General features: G+C 40.2%; 3 protein-coding genes. 2 read left to right on the top strand and 1 reads right to left on the bottom strand.

Annotation, left to right across the window (positions count from 1 at the left end; all coding sequences use genetic code 11):
* Nucleotides 1-266 precede the first annotated feature (266 nt).
* Entirely contained in the window at nucleotides 267-1,265 is a 999-nt protein-coding gene (locus tag I8748_RS12060; RefSeq protein ID WP_198124819.1) for an RpnC/YadD family protein, read from the bottom strand.
* Between the two features lie 514 nt (nucleotides 1,266-1,779).
* Here I8748_RS12060 and I8748_RS12055 point away from each other — a divergent pair.
* Together I8748_RS12055 and I8748_RS12050 are read left to right on the top strand one after the other, a co-directional pair.
* Nucleotides 1,780-1,917: a hypothetical protein gene (locus I8748_RS12055; protein WP_198124818.1), complete on the top strand. Its 138-nt coding sequence runs from the start codon at nucleotides 1,780-1,782 to the stop codon at nucleotides 1,915-1,917.
* A gap of 177 nt (nucleotides 1,918-2,094) precedes the next feature.
* Nucleotides 2,095-4,809, top strand: a 2,715-nt coding sequence (locus I8748_RS12050) for an ATP-binding protein (protein WP_318781213.1), incomplete at its 3' end; no start/stop codon positions are given.

Raw genomic sequence — 4,809 nt, 5'->3', positions numbered from 1 at the left:
AATTAGTACAAGCACTGAATAGCAGCTGATATTGTGTCCGGTTAAAGACTTAAGCTAATGTGCCATGCCGCAAGCATCCGCCCAAAGTGCGATCGCAATAAGAACGACTGTTAAATTTGATTGTAAGGTTTTGATACCTCTATTACAAAGAGAAAATACATGGAATTTCTATGGACTGATTCTGGTGATAATAATGCAGCTGAAAAAATGATTGGGAAGGCACTCAAAGAAGCTTTAGATCAAGATGAGGGGATTTGTTATCACCGCTATCCTATTTTTTCAGTTGACAGATCTAAAAGGGAACCCGATATCCTTTTACTTCTATCTGTGTTTGTGTCTTCCTGACTTAGTTGTTGCCCAAACTCAGATATTGAACCTATAGTTACGGCTTTTTCCAACAATTGATTCAACAACTCAATATCATATAATTTATTTAATTTTTCTACTAATTCAGTAGGAACATCTTTAAATCGAATAGTTAAGATTTGAGAAATATGTTTCTGGGTAGCTTCTGCTATACTTATGCGTTCTATGCTTGTTATGTATGTCATTTGCTGTTCAGCCTCAAAACGATCCAATTCGGCTTTGAAATTTAAGTCTAACTCCGGTGGTAGAGTCATTAATCTATCTAGCAACTGGAATAGTTGAAGGATTTTGTCTCTACTATAGCCTACCTCATACATTCGTTTAATTAGTCTCAACTTCCATTGCAAACGACCAGTTAAATCTTGAGTTGTCGCTTGTGTCCGCAGGTGCGCCATCACCAGAACAGCAAAAGGGCTATCACTTTGTTCTAATTCTGACCAACGAGATTCATAGTCCAGTAACTTGACAATGGGAAACTGAAGACTCAAACAACATCCCCAACGTCCATAACTATATTCTTGCGGTCGCCAATTGGCTTGATTATCCCCCAGAATTGCCAAGCTAACAACTTCCTGGTTATAACGGTCAAAGATTCTGTAGTGATAGGAAAACATCCGTTTAGTGAAGTTGGGATCTACTTGACTTTGAATTTCTAGGTGAATCAACAGCCAAGTTTCCTTTCCATCTTTTAGCCAAACTTTGATTAGCTTATCGACAAATTGCTTGCCAACTTCAGATTCTTTTATCAACTGCTGAAGTTCTTGCTCAAGAAATTCATAGCCTCGCTCCCAATCAATTTCTGCTTGAATTTCTGGAAATAAGAATGCAAGAAACGCCTCAAAATATTGTTCTACGGCTTCTTTCCAAGCACCATCATAATCGGCTCGTACTTCACTCACAACTTATTTCTAGTCAAAATATCTTTGATATCATAATCCCTTTTTGGATTGACTACCCATGCAGTTCATAATAACTGCTAGGGAACTTTCAATAAAGTTCCAAACCCAGTAACCTCGTTTTATATTACTAGGACTTACGCACGCTCTAGAATTCTCGGCGTTCTTGGCGTCTTGGCGGTTCGATAAATTAAGCTTTGTGGCGATTTTTGCGTAAGTCCTGATTACTTCATTGATTAGTATTTCTAGTTTGTGTCGCCTTTTAGTTCTAGCTTAGAAAATATAAATATTATTAACAGGATTTACGCAACTGGCACAGTGCGATCGCCAATCAATAGTACATAAGTATTTAAATGGTGAGAATATGTTTTATTGGTTTGACTCGAATTAATAACAATAATGAATGATATATGTTGTTGGTCAAATTAAGTTAACCAGCCTTTGGGGCAGGTGTGGGGGGTGTGGGCACTTGTGGAAATTGAGAATAAGTAACCTCTGTTTAACCGCGTAGGCTTGAATGTTTATTAACACTACACCCGTTGCGCCACCCCGTTCGGCTGACGCTCACGGCGAAGCCCTACAAGATAGCCCAGACGAGGTTTCATCTTTTCGAGCGTGCCATTCCATTTTAAATAAACCTATTTTGGTGCGATAGTATCACCGCCCAATGATCGCAATAGATGCCCTCAACTGGGGGTTATTTTTTTGGTCATGGTTTTTCCCAGTCGTTTAGGCTTGGTTTTTCCGTAAGTATACTATTGCTACATATATTTACGATGAATTACAAGATAAGGTTAGTAAAAAAATACTCAAGTGCCTGGAGGCTAAACAAGTGGTTAGGCAACACAAATATCACTGGTATGACTCAGTGAAAATTTTTAATAAACAAGTGTTGCTGTCACTGGTAGTAGGTATTTGCGTCTCAATTGCAGTGATTGCGCTTTGGCAATGGTTTGTTTTTGAAGAACAGACTAACATTAAACAACTTATTCAACAGCAGGCGATCACGATCAAAACTGAATTAACTAGCGAAATAAAGACCCGCATTCTAGCATTAGAACGCATGAAAGAACGCTGGCAAATTCGTGGGGGTACTCCTCAAAAGGAATGGGAAGCAGATGCAAGCGCTTATATCAGAGACTTTGGAGGATTTCGGGCAATAGAATGGGTTGATACGTCATTTCGGGTAAAATGGATTATACCATTAGCAGGCAACGAAAATGCCAGAAATCTCAATCTCAGCCAAGAATACCGACGACGAGAGGCACTAGAAACAGCACGAAATCGCCGTCAAACTACTTTGAGTCGCACAGTTGATCTTGTAGTCGGTGGCAAGGGATTTTTAGCATACTTACCCATATTCATAGAAGATAAATTTGATGGCTTCATCTTGGGAGTTTTTCAAATTCAACCCCTGCTGGATTCAGTTGTACATGTGCCAGAGGGTTACAAAATTAGAGTATTCGACAATCAAGAGTTAATTTATAGCACTCAACACTCAACACTCAGCACTCAACACTCAGCTTGGCAGCAAGAAATTAACGTTGATTTGTATGGAGTCAACTGGCGAATCCAAATTTACCCAACTCCAGAGTTTTTAAAAAGCTTACACTCACCTCTGCCAACTGTTGCATTGTTTGCAGGGTTATTGTTTGCCAGCACATTAACTTTATTAACCTATTTTGCTCAAGCTACCAAGGCGAATAACTATCAGATAGCAGCGATGAATCAGCAGCTATCTCTTGAGATTTTAGAACAGACAAAAGTTGAAGTTGCTTTACGTAGGCAAGCTCTCACATTTGAAAATATACATGATGCTGTAATTATCACGGATCTTAGAGGCAGTATTATAGACTGGAGTCCATCTGCTGAACGGATATTTGGTTATACCAAAGCTGAGGTTTTAGGCAAAACTCCTCCTAGTATTCTCAAACCACCCCAAGAAACAGCAACAGCCGCAACGCTCAATACTATGGTGCTGGAGGGAATCAAGCAAGAGGGACGTTGGTCAAATGAAATTAATTTTGTTCGCAAAGACGGTAGTCAGGGAATTTGCCAATCAACTGTAATTCCTTTGCGAGATGGACACGAAGAAACTGTTGCTCTAATTGCTTTCCTTCATGACATTACCAAAGGCAAACAAGCTGAAGAGGCACTACAACAGCAATTGCAACGCAGTTTGTTACTTGAACAAATCACTCAACAAATTCGTCAAAGCCTTGACAGCAAAAAAATCTTGGAGACGGCTGCCATTCAAATTGGACAAGCTTTTAATGTAGATCGCTGTACAATTCACTCTTACATTAACGACCCCATCCCGCAAGTTCCCATAGTAGCCGAGTATGTTATCTCTGGTTACACTCCCATCATGAACTTGGAGATGCCTGTAACTCTCAATGCTTTTGGCAAGAAAATGATTGCACAGGATAAAGCGATCGCTTCCCCAAATGTATATGTTGATGGTTTACTGGCAGATGTCGAAGTAGCTATTCGGCAGGTTGGGCTAAAGTCGATGCTAGCAGTCCGTACTTCCTATCAAGGAGTGCCCAATGGAGCAATTGTCATCCAACAGTGCAGTTATTTTCGCCAGTGGACTGAAGAAGAAATTAAATTATCAGAAGCAGTTGCAGCACAACTTGGTATCGCTTTAGCACAGGCAGATTTGCTAGAACAAGAAACCCAGCAACGAGAAGAACTCACCTTTAAAAATTCTGCCCTAGACCAAGCAAGACGCGAGGCTGAAGCTGCAAATCGTGCCAAAAGCGAGTTTTTGGCGATGATGAGTCACGAAATCCGCACCCCCATGAATGCCATTATTGGGATGACAGGGTTGCTATTGGATATGGAATTGACTCCCCAACAACAAGATTTTGTGGAAATTATCCGCAGTAGCAGTGATGCCTTGCTGACTATCATTAATGATATTTTGGACTTCTCTAAAATTGAGTCCGGAAAATTAGATTTAGAAGCACAACCCTTTAACCTGAGTCATTGCATCGAAGAAGCTTTAGATTTACTAGCTTCTCAAGCTGCTGCTAAAAACATAGATTTGGCATACTTGATTGACCCACAAACCCCAAACACCATCATTGGAGATGTGACGCGAGTCCGACAAACTTTAGTGAATTTGATTGCTAATGCAGTCAAATTTACAAAAAATGGGGAAGTTGTAGTTTCTACGAAGGTCAAACAAGTAATTTCAATAGACAAATACTTAATTCAATTTGCTGTCAAAGATACAGGTATTGGCATTCCCCAAGAACGCATGGAGCGACTGTTTAAGCCTTTTAGTCAAGTTGATGCATCGATGACTCGCCAATATGGCGGTACTGGCTTGGGTTTAGCTATCAGCAAGCGCTTGTGTGAAATGATGGGTGGCAATATGTGGGTTGAAAGTTCTGTGGGAGTTGGCTCTACATTTTATTTCACATTGATAGCTGACTCGGCTTGTAGTTCAGAAATGGCTGACCTTGAGGTTGTGCAACTAGATTTAACAGGAAAACGCTTGTTAGTGGTGGATGATAATGCCACAAACCGCCAAGTTATT

Origin of the sequence: Amazonocrinis nigriterrae CENA67, from assembly GCF_016056305.1 — a bacterium.
In the GTDB taxonomy this organism is placed as follows: Bacteria; Cyanobacteriota; Cyanobacteriia; order Cyanobacteriales; family Nostocaceae; genus Amazonocrinis; species Amazonocrinis nigriterrae.
This window is presented reverse-complemented; position numbering and strand designations above follow the sequence as displayed.